Here is a 13,076-nt window from a genome sequence, read left to right as displayed (position 1 = left end):
TTCAAATCCTCCTGATCTCTGCACCAGTATTGTTCGCCTTGGTTACCAGAACCTTGCCACCTATTGTTTTGTCAAGAAGTTCCTGTACATCTTCCTGTAGATATGCAGCATCTTCGGGATTTTCAACAATTCCATAAACAGCAGGTCCGAATGAACTCATGCCTGCACCATAGGCACCGTTGTCCTGCATCAGTGTCATAACATCTCTAACAACCTGATGCTGTAAAGCTACCTCTAGCTGTTTAAAACCAAGACCTTGTATGTGATTTATGCAATAACCAAAAGCTTCGATATCCTGCTCCATAATTGCAGGCATCATTTTCATAAGAATGATATGAGAGAGTTCCTGAACCTCACTAAGAGGAATCGGACACTCTTTCTGGAAAATATTGACCTCTTTTGCATCGTGTGCTCCTGTGGTTTCAGGCAATGCAAGAACTATATTCCAGTCTGGAAAATCATGTCTGAAAAGCACCGGAGCCGGGTCTGCCCTGCTCGCAGAAGATGGCGAGAATGAACCTTTATCACTAAACTTATGGCCTCCATCGACAATGAAACCGCCCATTTCAAATGATGCTACCCCAATGCCGGATGTTCCACCGCGTCCAACTGCAATTGCAAGTTCCCTTACACTCTTGCCGAGACCATATATCTCATTAACAGCCGCAGCAGCAGAGAGTGCTGCCTGAGTTCCAGATCCAAAACCGACATGTGCCAACATATCTTCTTCAATTTTAAGACTAATACCTTCGCCTTCCGGAATGACCTGCTTTACCGCACCGATCATCCTTTCAGCAAGAAAAGAATCACCCACCACTTCAATAGTATCTGATTTCTCCGCAGATATAATAACATGTGGAGATTCTATCGAAATTCCTGCGCCTCCATCCACTCTTCCAAGTTGCGCGTTCATATCAATAAGAGTCAGATGAAGTCTTGATGGTGACTTAATAGTAATCATGTCATGGGTTATCAGTGGCACATACTATTAAAGATTACCACTTGATTTTCTGTAATATTTTTTAATAAAAAAGCCCCATGAAAAGCTCAGTACACTCCTGTTAAATACAAATCTTAATATTACAGGGATAAAACGATACAATCTTATACGGAGTTTACCCGACATATCAAATTCAATCTTTTCATCCACAAAATCCGGCACAAGATCCATTTTAAGATTTTCAAAGTTGCTTGCCATAAAAGCTATCAATGCATGAGAATAGCCACATGCTACTCCTGTATATGAAGGATCAGGAAATCCATATACCGCATTTATCCTTGCATCAGGTATCTTTACAGAACAAATAAGTCCCTTGATGAATAGAAAAATCGGATTCCTCAATTTCCTGAAAGCCTTTATCATCTCGGAATATGTCATATCAATTGACTTTTTTTTCTTCTCTTTTTTCTTTTTCTCAGATTCCTGAAAATGTCCTTTTACCTTTTCCGTAACAAAGTTCTCCGCATCTTTTACCTCATTTGAAAACTCATCCGACGATGAATCATTCTTATACTTATCTTCATTTTCCAGCTCAGGGCTCACCTGTCTGGAAAACAACAACCAGTGAACAATAACACTATGTTCTACAGAAACGCCCGAACCCTTTATATCAAAAACAACATCAATTGCTGCAAACAGGACTAAGAGAACTAAAAATACAATAAGAAGCAGTATAAACGTTAGAATCGATAGCATATCTGCTCCTGTGTATGTCTGTCAGTAAAAAAGAAAATATCAGTCTTCAGAAGACTCTTTTGAACCCTCGCAAGGTTCATCGCCTTCACAACTGTCTTCTTTCTTTGACTTCTTCATTGACTTGACTTTCTCAATGAGCCCGGGTACCGATTCAAGAATCTTTCCGAAATCTGTCTGTCCAGACAGGGTCATGAGTTTTGTGCCTTCCGGAGATATTACAATGAATGCAACAGGTTCTATCTTCGCACCGGCACCGCCACCACCGCCAAAGCCTTCTTCCTCACCCATTTTCTTACCTTCACCGCCGCCGGTTCCAAATCCAAATGAAACCTTGGTGACAGGAATAATAGTTGTCTCTCCCACAACCATAGCCTCCCCGACAACGGTCTTTGTGCTAACAAGTCTTTCAAGCTCTCCGGATACTTCTTTCATTAGATCTTCTAATGCCATTTACTAAAACCCCTTAGAATAAATCTACCTTTATAGGTAATATTAGTTCCTGCTAAAAAAGTGTCTTTAAAATATATAGAAGTAGCCCTATAGATATATGAAGTACAATAGCTTAAGAAAGCAGGAATATCCTAATTTTCAGAATTATCCTGGAAAAAGTTCATCAGGGAATATTTTACCTTTTCAGGGTCTACATCAATGAATTCTTCCCTTTCATCATCAGGGAACATCTCAAACACAGAGAATTTTCCAAATTTCCTGGGTGCATCACTAGTATAGCGACCATCAAGAAGAATTCTCACACCATAATCAACCGGAGAACGTACAACTCTCCCCATGGCCTGACGAATCTTGCGGATAGTAGGGACCTGAACTGCAAATTCCCAGCCAGCGCCATAACCAAATGTATGATCGTAGGCAGATTCCACAGCATTCATCCTGTCATTCAGGGCAGGATAACCGACACCTACTATAATTACTGTCCTGCCCCGGCCATCGCGGTAGTCAATTCCCTCACTTAGAGTTCCCCAGATATATGAGACAAGTACCGCCTTACCACCTGATTCACCCATCCTGAAGAAATCTTCACGTATTTCCTGAGATGAAACACCCACCTCATCAAGGAAAACAGGAATATTAAGGCGTTTTTCCAGCTTATTGTAGTACCTTCTTGCCTCAAAAGAGCTTTGGAAAAAGATAATCACATTACCTTCCGTCTGCTCAATGGAATCAAAAAGAACTTCCTCCAGTGCCTGAAGTGTCTGTGGGTCATCCCTTGTCTTTGCAAACAGAGGAGGCACTGAAACTGTAAGTGTAAGTCGCTTTTCTTCGGGAAATGAAGTTCCATATGACAGTTCACACGTAGGTCTTGCAATTCCAAGAGTGGATTTTATCATTTCAAAAGGACGCAGGGTTGCAGACATTAGAACAGCCGAGAATACTGAATCGAAAAGTGGTTCGGTTACATTCTTTGGAATACATGTGAAAAGTTCGATACGACCGTATATCTCATCATTGAGGTCACGCCTGACATTCAATACTGGATAGTAGTTCAGGTTATTTGACAACACAAGATATGATGAAAGAAAATCTGCCGCATATCTTATTTGTGAACGTTTCAGGACACCTGTAAGTCCCTTTTTATATTGTTCACGATAGTTGTCATCAAGCATAGCTCCGAATTCGCTTGCTTCAGAAAGAGTTGCCTGTATCGCAGCTTCGTCACCAAAGCTTGCTTCCTGTGCCTGTCTCAGGAATTTGCCTCTGACCATATCGTTACGCTCATAAGGGTCACTTATACGCATGTCGTACCAGTGTCTTCCGACACGTTCTCTTTCACCGAACTTGAAACGGTTGTTATAGATATCTCGCATCACATCGGACAGTATCTTCAGAAGGTTATGGATGCCCCCATCCGGCATTATATCAATATTTGCCTCGACCTCTGAGATTGCTTTTTCCAATGTGTGCTCTGTGATTGTAATAGATGAATGTGACCTGGCTGCAGATTCGATGTTGTGTGCTTCGTCAAAGATCACAATGACATCCTGCGGCTCTTTTTCAAGCCAGTTGAGCACGGTCATGAAAATATCGGAATTGAGCACATGGTGGAAGTTACATATAAGAAGGTCTGCATGTTTCAGTTCACGTTTCAACAGTTCGTATCCACACATTCCTTTCTGGAAGGCATAATCATTGACCTCCTCAGGGGTGCGTACATCTGAGAACAACCATTGCCTGAAAGCTTCACCATCATAGCGCAGAACCTCATAAAGCTCATTACATGAGCGTTTTCGAAGCTCAGTTGTTTTTTCCTCTGCAACTTCAAGTTCCTTGGAAAGAGCATCACGTAATGCTATAAGAGCAGGATCCTTTGATTTTTTATAATTCTCATACGCAGACTTCATTTCCTGTTTCTTAAGAGCGAGTTCTCTTTCAGTTTCCAGAAGTTCGAATGTATTCTCACGCTTGAGCCTGCATTCTTCATAATCAGTCTCATTTGGACACATTGTGGATTTACCTTTTACCACTGCAACCTTAAGATCATTTGTCTGCTTGATCTCTCGTGCTTCATTAATGAACTGAACCATCTGCTGATGAACGTTCGTTGCAATTATCACGGTTTTCTGAAGTTGTTTCCCGACATTTAGTGCAGGTGCAAGCGCACTGAGTGTCTTACCTGTACCACATGCTCCTTCAAAAAGTATGATTTCCTTATTTATGAGAGAAGCATGGATCTTATCCATTGCATCCTGCTGGTTTGGGTAGCAGGTTTCCTTTGGGAAATATTTCATGTATCCGGTTTTGCCGCTCATCGCACTACCTACGAGCTCACATTACTTAAACGGTTTTGATAAGGATTTATCATTCTGCCAGAGTCACCTGACATTCAGATTCAGCAATAATACGCTTGGTTTTCCTGTCAAGTATTTTAATAGATACGATTTCTTCTTCTTTCAGACCATAATTATTTGATGTGTTTGTGATTCCATTGATAGTAACTGAAACAGTTGAACTGCTGGAAATTCCATCCTGTCCGTTCAGAACTAGTTCTTCACCTGCTGACCACATTCCATCTGAAAGAACCTGGTTGTTAGATGAATAGTCTGAATCCTTACCATCAAAATTAAGATTTTCGTAACTAATGTGAATATCACCTGTATGCAAAGTCCCATGAGGAACTACACCTTCATAGGCACTCCCACATCCATTAATTTCTATTTTAATGGAATCCAGTGGTAGTGGCTCTCCTGCCACATGCCTCATGTGAACGAAATTATCTTCATATTTCACATAATTAGGATATTTTGGAAAACCACCTTCTGCGGAGACAACATCAATGTTTGCCACAGGAGTTGGTTTCAATGATGCTAGCATATCATCACTATAAACTGCAGAGACAGTAATTCCTGCAAGGATTACAGTAAGTAACACCATTATTATAACACCCAATACTGGAGAGATTCCACAATTATGCTGTGCAATATTCAAATTTTGTTTGGCCACAAGTCAAATTTTGAGAAGAACTATATAAATTAATCTTAATTAAACTAATATATTCAGTACCAGTATACAAGCATCATAATAATCTAAACTACATGAAAAATCAGGATATTAAAACATCCATCCAGTACAACAATAAAATAGCAGTGTCCATTGTTTCATTTGAATAACGATAACTTTTTATCTCACTTCTGTTATGATAGAGTGTAGAGTTCAACTAATATACTCTAGTGAAATATACAAATGCAATAGCATATTGTTATACAACTAAAGGAGCGTAAAACAAAATGGTAGCAATTATTACTGTCGATGAATGTGTAGGATGCGGAACCTGTGTAGATGAGTGCCCAGCGGAGGCAATCACACTCAACGGTGAAAACATCGCAATCGTAGATGCAGGCGAGTGCCTTGACTGCGGTGCATGTGTTGACGTCTGCCCAACAGACGCAATCGCAATGGAATAAGATGTAAATCTATTCCAAACTTTTTTCTTTTCTATTCTTTTTTTATCCGATCTTTTTCTGGCACCTGGAACTTACAAAAATTATACCCAGTGCAAAATATATATAATTAAATAACTTAACTAGTATTAAAACCAGATGAATGTGATACTATGCTAAAAGTCAGTATGATGAGAACGATATTTATGGCACTGCTGTTGCTCAGTTGTACTGCCACTTGTGCATATGCTTCAATGTTTGAACTGGAGATTGTGCCAATATCCAAGATCAATGAAGACCCTTCTGTTTATGATAGTACAATGGCTTATCGAAAGATAAGTGTCGTCGGAAATATCACGGAACTTGACAAACAATCTGCAACTATTGACGATGACACTTCTGATCCATTGAAAATTGATATTACGAAGATTGAACTTTTTGAAGGCTTCAATGTAAGCGATCAGATAATGGTTACAGGTGAATTTATATATGACCCGCTTGGCGATAGTATACTAACTCCCAGTTATGTACTCCATTACCCTACACAGGATATGGGACTTGTAAATATAAGTGATGTTGTTACAGACACCGCAGCATACAATGGAAAATACATAACAGTAACCGGCAACCTTACAAGTATTGAAACTAGTATGGGAAGATATACGGTTATTGTAGAGGACGAAGAAGGAAACACCCTTAAAGTGTTTTTCTATGGTTCCACTGAACTTGAAGTTGGAGACAATACCAAAGTCATAGGACTTTATAACGGAAAAATACTTCACAGTGAAACAATGGGATTAAACAAATCACCACTGTCAATTTCCACACTTGTTCCCGGATTTTCATCACTTTTCGGAGCTATTGCAATATTGTCCATGGCGTTACTTTTAAAATCAAAACAGCGTAACGACTAGAGATCATCATGTTAATCGTATTATCAGTCGGTGGATCAATACTGGCAAAAGAACTCAACCCTGACAGTTTTAAGGGATATGCTGATGCTCTGAAAGAACTTGCAAAAGAGCATAATATAGTTATCGTTACAGGTGGCGGTGCAGCTGCAAGGGATTATATCAATGTTGCACGAAGTACCGGTGCCAACGAAGTTGAATGTGACTATCTTGGAATAGATATCACCCGCCTCAATGCAAAACTCCTCATTTCTGCACTTGGAGATGCTGCATATCCAGAGCCTCCAAAGGACTACAAGGAAGCACAGGACAAGCTCTCCTCCGGCAAGATCCTTGTAATGGGAGGAGTTATTCCCGGACAGACTACCGATGCTGTAGCAGCGATCCTTACAGAATATCTGGGTGCAAAACTTCTAGTGATAGCAACAGCAGTAGATGGTGTCTATTCAGCAGACCCTCGCAAGGATCCTAAAGCTATCAAATATGAGAAAATGACAGCTAAAGAGCTTGTAAACACTGTCATGGTCACTGAAATGAAAGCCGGTTCAAAGTCACCTGTTGATCCTCTTGCTGCAAAGATCATTGAACGCTGCAACATTGAGACAATTGTTATGGATGGTAGTAATCCACAGGATGTACTGAAGGTCATTCGTGATGAAAGTAAGAAAACTGAAGATAAAAAAGATGTTTATTTGGGCACAAGGATCATAAACTGATTCTGATTCTAATACCGATATAAAAGTAGCCAGAGTGGCTTAGTTGTAAGCCACAAGATATTCTACAGGTTCTTCCTTACAGGAAGCTACCTCTTTTAATTTATCATTGGAATTCTTAAGAGCCTCGATAGTTTTCTCGAATTTCTCCATCTGCTCTTTTGCCTTCCGGACCTTTTCATTTTCAACTTCCAGTTTTTCCATAAGAGCTTTACGCTGTTTTTCAGGAATATCTGCGTTGTTTATCTGCTGCTGGTAATTTAGAGAGAGTTTTACGTACTTACGAAACATCTCATTCATGACATCAAGGTCATTTTCCAGTTCTTCAATTGTTTTTGCCATATGAGTTTCACACTCCTTTAATTTAACTCTGACTAAAGGTCCGTTTTTCTGTTATTAACTCTACAGCCCGTTACGCCACAAGTTTACATCTAAAGGGTGAATATAACACTATATAAAAATATCTATCCTAAAGCATCTAATCACAATGATGATGATGATAAAGTAAAAATTACTGCAATCAAAAAAGGTAAAATAAAAGAAAAAGTACCAAAAATTACTCACATTTCACTGAGCTGGAAAGTTGTTATTCCCGGATTGGCAGCAATCTTCTCCATGATCTCTGCCTTGCAGGAATCGGGAATGCTAACAAATGCTTTATCCTTTTCAAGAAAATCAACTATAGATATATCATCAGGAATTTCAACCACATCATATCCGTTTATCCGGAACATGGTCTCAAGAACATCTATCTTGTCATCTCTCTGATCTTCCCTGACAAGTTCAATTGCCATGTTTTTGCTAAGTTTGTTATATTCCTCACAATCCTCAAACACAGCAATACCTGCATCCATTGTGTCGGCTGCTGCAAAAATATGTAGGAGACATGCGTTTCCCTCTTCAAACATGTCCCCAATTGCTTTCATGCCTTCGAGAAATCCCTTCTCTATAATTTCGTTTATGTCATAACCCAATTCAAGGGCTTCTTTTGCTGCTTTTTCTGCCCCTTTCTCATCAAAGTCCAGTATCGAACTCTTTGCTTCATTTACAAGTTCCGTAATTGTTTTTCCCTGAGACAAGGTATCAACCCTCTGCTTGGATTTGCACATTCTAAATTGCCACATATAGTGCAATTTAGTCACATGTTCGACAATTTTGCCATTATATATAAAAGCAACGATTCAAATAAAGTAATCTATAACTAATCTACATAAAAAAATAAAAATATATAAAATAAATCGCTAGCACCCGGTTTAAAGAAAAAAATGCCAACAACATGAAAAATAATTTCAACTAATGAAGTTAAATCGAACGAAAAGAGAAAATGCATCCACAAAGGATGCAAAAGAAGTATTTATTTTCCAAGAACAATCCTTGCGATATCGTCACCAACATCTGATGTGCCTGCTGATCCACCCATGTCGTAGGTCTGGACCTTTGCTTCACTTATGTTGGTCTCAATAGCTGAAACAATAGAATCTGCGGCTTCTTTTTCACCCATCTGCTCGATGAGCATTGCACCTGCCCATATGGTTGCGATAGGATTGACCTTGTTCTGTCCCTTGTACTTTGGTGCTGAACCGTGAATTGGCTCAAACATACTGGTACCTTCAGGGTTGATGTTTCCTCCAGGTGCAAGTCCAAGACCGCCCTGTACCATTGCGCCGAGGTCAGTGATAATGTCACCGAACATGTTTGGTGTTACAACAACATCGAACCACTCAGGATTCTTTACGAACCACATTGTAATAGCATCAACGAAATTGAAGTCGGTTTTTATATCAGGGTGCTTTGCTGCAACAGCATTGAATTCCTCCCTCCAAAAACCATAGATGTCTGAAAGAACGTTTGCCTTGTCAACTGATGAGACATGTTTATCCCTCTTCTCAGCCAGGTCAAAGGAGTATTCAATTACCCTCTGTGTACCTTCCTTTGAGATCATACCTATCTGGTATCCGATCTCCTCGCTGTCTGTCTCAATATCAAGACCGAACTTTGCGTTGTAAAGTGTCCTGTGAACCTCAAGCAGGTCCTTGCTGGCACCTGACTTTGCACGCCCGCCAATACCGATGTAAAAGTCCTCGGTGTTTTCCCTTACAACTGTAAAGTCAATGTCTGCAGGTTTCTTGTCCTTAAGAGGGCACCAGACACCATCAAGAAGCTTAATAGGACGAAGGTTCACATACTGGTCAAAATAGAACCTTGCAGCAAGCAGAATACCTTTTTCAAGTACACCTGGTGCGATCCTGTCATCTCCGATTGAACCAAGGAAAATCCCTTTGTAACCTGAAAGCTCTTTCAGGGAATCCTCAGAGATAAGCTCCCCTGTTTCAAGATAGTGATCTGCTCCGTGTGGAAACTCCACCCAGTCAACATCGAAACCGAATTTCTCACCTGCAGCATCGATTACCTTACGTCCTTCGGCAATGATCTCAGGTCCGATACCGTCTCCTGGTATTACAGGTATTTTGTACTGTGTCATAATTATTCCTACTTTAATTAATATCAGATTATCTGCCTTGTATATTCGATGAGTCCACCGGCATCCATTATGCCCCTTACAAATTCCGGCAGAGGTGTAGCCTGGTACTCTTCACCCTTTGTTACATTCTTGATTACACCTGTTGCAAAGTCAACATCAAGCTCATCACCATCATCTATCTTGTCGGTATCAGGGCACTCAAGCAGTGCAACACCGATATTTATAGAATTTCTGAAAAAGATACGTGCAAAGGACTTTGCAATCACACAGTTAATCTTTGTTCCTTTAAGAGCTATAGGAGCGTGTTCTCTTGAAGAACCGCATCCAAAATTATTACCAGCAACGATAATGTCACCTTCCCTGACCTCTTCAGGGAACTCAGGCCTTACACCTTCAAAAGCATGTGCTGCAAGCTCTTCAGGAGTATTCATTATCAAATACCTACCCGGAATTACAGCATCCGTATCAACGTCATCTCCGAATTTCCAGACTCTTCCGCTCATATTTACACCTAATTAGTATTAATTGATAATTATCATTAATGAAATTGAAACTATACCTTAGATATCATCATACTAAATAATACTACTGCCAAACTGCAAATAATATAAATACTTTGTATAGTGAGGTTTGCAGATGCTGTAATTGACTATAACAGAAATCATTAATAGTAGCAACCCCAAATTTAAGATAATGGTCAGCAAAAAGGATCAGTTAATTTTATCCATTCTGCAAGAGGGAGCCAGAACACCGATCTCAGAGATAGCAAAAGAAGTTGGTTTAAGTGAGAACGGAGTTAGATACAGGCTTGAGAAACTGGAAGATGAAGGCTATATAAAGAATTATACTTTACTATTGAACCCAAAAAAATTTGGAAAAAGTACCTTTGCCATATTCAATCTGGAAATGGAACCAAAAAAGACAAAAGAGAGCATCAAAAAACTGATGCTATTGGACGAGTTCACTAAGATATACCAGACAACAGGCCAATATTCCATTAAAGCATTCGGACTTTTTGACGATGAGGAAGAACTTACCAGTTTTATAAACAACCGTCTTTTATACGAGATACCTGTCCAGAACTACAGTGTCGAGATAGTGACAAAAAGTATCAAGGACAGCATCTATCACATATGATCAGAGCTTTTTGTGCCAGATATTCATACTTTCGATGGAGCCGGAAATATTTGTGTTATTAACAAGAGTTCCTGCATACGAATATGAATTGCGCGAAAACACAGTGTTCATCCCATATGACTTTGCTCTTGCAATCGTATATGCCGTTTTGATACCCATTTCACACATCTTTTCTTCCATCTTTGTCAAAAGATAGTACGAATAACCTCTTCCCCGATATTCAGGAAGAGTGGCAAAATCGGTCATCTCAACATTGCTGTTATCAACATCCATTTCGCAGGATGATACTGCAATAAGTTTGCCGGCTTTTCTAATACCAAAATAGACAAGGTTCTCCTGCATGGTGCTAAGAAGATATTCAGGGACCTGTATTGGAAACGGATAGCTTGAAAATACACTGGCATATATTTCTGCCATCTCCCTTACTTCACTTTCATCACAGATAGAACACTCTTCATCATCTTCAAGTTTCACCTCTTTGGAACGATCAAACTTTGAAAGAGCAGTATCGAGGACTTCTTTGAGTTCAGCCGGATCTTTTTCATTTTCACGTTCCGTGGAAAGGAACTTAGCCATAAAACTGGCATCTTCAGTTCCATTATACATTCCCGGAACAGTAGCTTCCTCAACATGCCCCAGCTCCTGAAAATAGTCCTTTGCAGAGGATGGTATCTTTGAGAATATCTTTGAATAATCACAGGATTTGGCCATCTTCTCTATCTCAAGAGGTACCTCCCCATAGTCGTGAGGTGAAAGTTTCATCAGATAAACACGATCATTAAAAGGACCATGCTGGATGACGGATTTACCTATCTTAAGGACCTGATCACTCAACGTTCCTTCTCCCCATACGTTCAGTATCTTCTGGTACAAGACTGGTCGCTTCTTCGTAATCGGAAAGCAGTTTGGCTATTCCAACTGATTTGAACTCCTGAGCCTCATCAAGTTTCAGGTGCAACTTGCAGTCATCGCATTCACGGTCACAATAAACAGCCTCATATGAATCAGGTTCTGCATAAGTGGTAATCACACCTTCATAGTTCCTCAGTATTACCTTATTAGTTGACCAGGATAGCAGATAATTCGGCATTACAGGGATTTTACCTCCGCCTCCCGGAGCATCGATTACGTAGGAAGGGATTGCAAAACCACTTGTATGACCAATAAGGTGTTCCATGACCTCAATACCTTTACCAACAGATGTCCTGAAATGCGTCAGACCTTCAGAAAGGTCACATTGATACAGATAATAAGGCCTTACACGATTTTGAACCAGTTTATGGAAGAGTTTCTTTAATATTCTGTAACAGTCATTCACACCTGCAAGAAGCACTGTCTGATTACCCAAGGGAACACCTGCATCTGCAAGCTTCCTGAGAGCTTCCTTTGAAGATTTTGTAACTTCACGAGGATGATTGAAATGAGTGTTAAGCCATACAGGGTGGTGCTTTTTCAGTACATTTACAAGGTTGTCCGTAATTCTGTATGGTAAAACCACCGGCATTCTGCTACCAATTCTTATTACCTCAACATGCGGGATCTCACGTAATTTAGTGAGGATCCAGTCCAGATATTCATCAGAGAGCATCAAAGGATCACCACCAGACAGGAGCACATCCCTTACCTGAGGATTATTAGCTATGTACTCAATTCCCTTAAGGACTTCATCCTTATCAGGAATAGAATCCACATCACCTACTTTTCGTTTTCTGGTACAATGTCTGCAATACATTGAACAAACATTACTTATGTGGAATAGCACCCTGTCAGGATACCTGTGAGTGATTCCCGGAACAGGACTGTCGTGGTCTTCACTCAGGGGATCTGCCATTTCATCACAGGATACTATAAGCTCCTGTGGTGAAGGGAAAGATTGCATGAAGATCGGATCGTTTCTGAAATCTTCCACTTCTATAAGAGATAAGTAGTAAGGTGTAATGGACAATGGAAACTTTTCAAGTGTTTTGATTAATGATTCCCTCTCTTCAGCTTCAAATTTAATGTCAAGAAGGGTCTCAAATGTATCGATATCATTAACTGAGTGTTTTAACTGCCACTTCCAGTCATTCCATTTTGCAAGAGGTTCTTCGGAGTCTATTCTATCTACAATGTTTTGCTGCCTGCTTTCGTATAATTGCATCAAATCACTTAATTGTATAATGAATTTACAGAAAATAATTAAAAACAGTTTACACAGAGTGTGTATATTTCAGGTTACAATCTATGAATATTGTATAAATCATA

15 protein-coding genes are annotated in these 13,076 nt (G+C 39.8%); 4 read left to right on the top strand and 11 right to left on the bottom strand.

The window, feature by feature from the left end; genetic code table 11:
• Nucleotide 1: 1 nt before the first annotated feature.
• The 5 genes from J2746_RS00150 to J2746_RS00130 form a co-directional block, all read right to left on the bottom strand.
• A complete protein-coding gene (locus tag J2746_RS00150; protein WP_209614651.1) occupies nucleotides 2–961 on the bottom strand; it encodes a beta-ribofuranosylaminobenzene 5'-phosphate synthase in 960 nt (319 codons plus the stop codon).
• A gap of 27 nt (nucleotides 962–988) precedes the next feature.
• Nucleotides 989–1,696 (bottom strand): DUF2953 domain-containing protein, encoded by a 708-nt coding sequence (locus tag J2746_RS00145; RefSeq protein WP_209614650.1) that lies wholly within the window; start codon nucleotides 1,694–1,696, stop codon nucleotides 989–991.
• A gap of 39 nt (nucleotides 1,697–1,735) precedes the next feature.
• Nucleotides 1,736–2,146 (bottom strand): GerW family sporulation protein, encoded by a 411-nt coding sequence (locus tag J2746_RS00140; protein ID WP_209614648.1) that lies wholly within the window; start codon nucleotides 2,144–2,146, stop codon nucleotides 1,736–1,738.
• A 131-nt stretch (nucleotides 2,147–2,277) separates the two neighbouring features.
• Nucleotides 2,278–4,461, bottom strand: a complete 2,184-nt coding sequence (locus tag J2746_RS00135; protein WP_209614646.1) for an ATP-dependent DNA helicase — start codon at nucleotides 4,459–4,461, stop codon at nucleotides 2,278–2,280.
• 49 nt (nucleotides 4,462–4,510) lie between these two features.
• The gene (locus J2746_RS00130) at nucleotides 4,511–5,152 is read right to left on the bottom strand and encodes a type IV pilin N-terminal domain-containing protein (RefSeq protein ID WP_342451738.1); all 642 of its coding nucleotides are present in this window, start codon (nucleotides 5,150–5,152) and stop codon (nucleotides 4,511–4,513) included.
• Between the two features lie 284 nt (nucleotides 5,153–5,436).
• Between J2746_RS00130 and J2746_RS00125 the strand changes: the two genes are divergently transcribed.
• The 3 genes from J2746_RS00125 (at nucleotide 5,437) to pyrH (ending at nucleotide 7,216) form a co-directional block, all read left to right on the top strand.
• Complete coding sequence (locus J2746_RS00125; RefSeq protein WP_091708489.1) at nucleotides 5,437–5,613, top strand: 4Fe-4S binding protein; 177 nt, start codon at nucleotides 5,437–5,439, stop codon at nucleotides 5,611–5,613.
• A 182-nt stretch (nucleotides 5,614–5,795) separates the two neighbouring features.
• Nucleotides 5,796–6,503, top strand: a complete 708-nt coding sequence (locus J2746_RS00120) for a hypothetical protein (RefSeq protein ID WP_209614642.1) — start codon at nucleotides 5,796–5,798, stop codon at nucleotides 6,501–6,503.
• An 8-nt stretch (nucleotides 6,504–6,511) separates the two neighbouring features.
• Nucleotides 6,512–7,216 (top strand): UMP kinase, encoded by a 705-nt coding sequence (pyrH, locus tag J2746_RS00115; protein ID WP_209614640.1) that lies wholly within the window; start codon nucleotides 6,512–6,514, stop codon nucleotides 7,214–7,216.
• Nucleotides 7,217–7,255: 39 nt separating this feature from the next.
• Here pyrH and J2746_RS00110 read toward each other — a convergent pair whose 3' ends face one another.
• The 4 genes from J2746_RS00110 to J2746_RS00095 all read right to left on the bottom strand — a co-directional run bounded on the left by J2746_RS00110 (nucleotide 7,256) and on the right by J2746_RS00095 (nucleotide 10,198).
• Nucleotides 7,256–7,555, bottom strand: a complete 300-nt coding sequence (locus J2746_RS00110; RefSeq protein ID WP_209614638.1) for a hypothetical protein — start codon at nucleotides 7,553–7,555, stop codon at nucleotides 7,256–7,258.
• 218 nt (nucleotides 7,556–7,773) lie between these two features.
• A complete protein-coding gene (locus J2746_RS00105; protein WP_209614636.1) occupies nucleotides 7,774–8,322 on the bottom strand; it encodes a B12-binding domain-containing protein in 549 nt (182 codons plus the stop codon).
• Between the two features lie 245 nt (nucleotides 8,323–8,567).
• A complete protein-coding gene (locus J2746_RS00100; protein ID WP_209614634.1) occupies nucleotides 8,568–9,695 on the bottom strand; it encodes an isocitrate/isopropylmalate dehydrogenase family protein in 1,128 nt (375 codons plus the stop codon).
• Nucleotides 9,696–9,718: 23 nt separating this feature from the next.
• On the bottom strand, nucleotides 9,719–10,198 hold the full coding sequence (locus J2746_RS00095; protein WP_209614632.1) for a 3-isopropylmalate dehydratase small subunit: 480 nt from the start codon (nucleotides 10,196–10,198) through the stop codon (nucleotides 9,719–9,721).
• Nucleotides 10,199–10,388: 190 nt separating this feature from the next.
• Between J2746_RS00095 and J2746_RS00090 the strand changes: the two genes are divergently transcribed.
• Entirely contained in the window at nucleotides 10,389–10,832 is a 444-nt protein-coding gene (locus tag J2746_RS00090) for an Lrp/AsnC family transcriptional regulator (RefSeq protein WP_209614630.1), read from the top strand.
• Here the strand turns inward: J2746_RS00090 and ablB are convergent, their stop codons facing one another.
• Both ablB and kamA read right to left on the bottom strand, forming a co-directional pair.
• Entirely contained in the window at nucleotides 10,833–11,666 is an 834-nt protein-coding gene (gene ablB, locus J2746_RS00085) for a putative beta-lysine N-acetyltransferase (protein WP_209614628.1), read from the bottom strand.
• Complete coding sequence (gene kamA, locus J2746_RS00080) at nucleotides 11,659–12,972, bottom strand: lysine 2,3-aminomutase (protein WP_209614626.1); 1,314 nt, start codon at nucleotides 12,970–12,972, stop codon at nucleotides 11,659–11,661. Before kamA ends, ablB begins: the two co-directional genes overlap by 8 nt.
• Nucleotides 12,973–13,076 lie beyond the last annotated feature (104 nt).

Origin of the sequence: Methanolobus bombayensis, assembly GCF_017873415.1 — an archaeon.
GTDB lineage: Archaea > Halobacteriota > Methanosarcinia > Methanosarcinales > Methanosarcinaceae > Methanolobus > Methanolobus bombayensis.
This window is presented reverse-complemented; position numbering and strand designations above follow the sequence as displayed.

Bases quoted from the DNA above. Each gene is read 5' to 3' on its own strand.
- J2746_RS00090 (WP_209614630.1), top strand. From the start codon at position 10,389: ATGGTCAGCAAAAAGGATCAGTTAATTTTATCCATTCTGCAAGAGGGA.
- J2746_RS00125 (WP_091708489.1), top strand. From the start codon at position 5,437: ATGGTAGCAATTATTACTGTCGATGAATGTGTAGGATGCGGAACCTGT.
- J2746_RS00120 (WP_209614642.1), top strand. From the start codon at position 5,796: ATGGCACTGCTGTTGCTCAGTTGTACTGCCACTTGTGCATATGCTTCA.
- J2746_RS00095 (WP_209614632.1), bottom strand. From the start codon at position 10,198: ATGAGCGGAAGAGTCTGGAAATTCGGAGATGACGTTGATACGGATGCT.
- J2746_RS00150 (WP_209614651.1), bottom strand. From the start codon at position 961: ATGATTACTATTAAGTCACCATCAAGACTTCATCTGACTCTTATTGAT.
- J2746_RS00100 (WP_209614634.1), bottom strand. From the start codon at position 9,695: ATGACACAGTACAAAATACCTGTAATACCAGGAGACGGTATCGGACCT.
- J2746_RS00140 (WP_209614648.1), bottom strand. From the start codon at position 2,146: ATGGCATTAGAAGATCTAATGAAAGAAGTATCCGGAGAGCTTGAAAGA.
- pyrH (WP_209614640.1), top strand. From the start codon at position 6,512: ATGTTAATCGTATTATCAGTCGGTGGATCAATACTGGCAAAAGAACTC.
- J2746_RS00145 (WP_209614650.1), bottom strand. From the start codon at position 1,696: ATGCTATCGATTCTAACGTTTATACTGCTTCTTATTGTATTTTTAGTT.
- kamA (WP_209614626.1), bottom strand. From the start codon at position 12,972: ATGCAATTATACGAAAGCAGGCAGCAAAACATTGTAGATAGAATAGAC.
- J2746_RS00135 (WP_209614646.1), bottom strand. From the start codon at position 4,461: ATGAGCGGCAAAACCGGATACATGAAATATTTCCCAAAGGAAACCTGC.
- J2746_RS00105 (WP_209614636.1), bottom strand. From the start codon at position 8,322: ATGTGCAAATCCAAGCAGAGGGTTGATACCTTGTCTCAGGGAAAAACA.
- J2746_RS00110 (WP_209614638.1), bottom strand. From the start codon at position 7,555: ATGGCAAAAACAATTGAAGAACTGGAAAATGACCTTGATGTCATGAAT.